Genomic DNA, 815 nt, shown 5'->3' on the forward strand with positions numbered 1-815 from the left:
TCGCGGGCAGGTGGCGGGCGGTGAGCCGGCCATTGGCGTCGTAGTCATACCGGGTGACCAGCGGCTGGCCGTCGGGGCCCGGGCGGTTGGCTTCCATCCGTTCGATCAGTTGGCCGGCGTCATCGTAGCGGTACTGCTGCTCCCGGCCATCGGGGCCGGTCTCGCTGGCGAGGCGATCCATGTCATCGTAGTTAAAGCGGTAGACCGCACCGTTGCCCAGGGTGAGTTCGCTGACGCGGCCGGCGGCGTCGTAGGCGGTGTGCTGCTGGCTGCCGTCGGCGTCGAGGCGCTGGACGGGGCGGCCGTGGTCGTCATGGAAGATCTGCTGCCTAAACCCTTGGGGGCCTTCCCGCTCGACCAGTCGTCCTTGCGGGTCGTAGTGGTGGTGCCAGCGGCTGCCATCGGGGAGCTGGGTGGACTGGCGCCGGCCCATGGCGTCGTGGGTGGTGCGGGTGGTTTCATTCAGGGCGTTGGTGACGGCGGCGAGGTAGCCGCGGGTGTCATAGGTGTAGTCGGTGCGCCGTTCGGAGCAGTCGATCTGGGCGCTGAGCTGGCCCAGGGCGTTCCACTCACGCTGGTGGGTGGCCCCAACCGCATCGGTGAGCGTGGTGGGGCGGTCAGGCAGGTCGGCATGCGCATAGGCAAAAGCGGTAGTGCCTTCCGGCCCGGTAACTTCCACCGGATGGCCGAGGTCATTGCGCTTAATCTGCCAGCGCTGATTGTCGGGGCCTTCAATGCGGGTGGGCTGGCCCAGGGCATCCCGCTCGATGGCCCAGCGGGTGCCGTCCGGAGCGGTCTGGGCGATCACCTGGCCG

The 815-nt window shown here is 68.7% G+C and carries 1 pseudogene; it reads right to left on the minus strand.

The features are described from left to right. A pseudogene (locus tag KZO25_RS16785) lies at positions 1-815 on the minus strand (hypothetical protein); the annotation flags it as partial.

Origin of the sequence: Halomonas sp. ANAO-440, from assembly GCF_019915905.1 — a bacterium.
Taxonomy (GTDB): domain Bacteria; phylum Pseudomonadota; class Gammaproteobacteria; order Pseudomonadales; family Halomonadaceae; genus Halomonas; species Halomonas chromatireducens.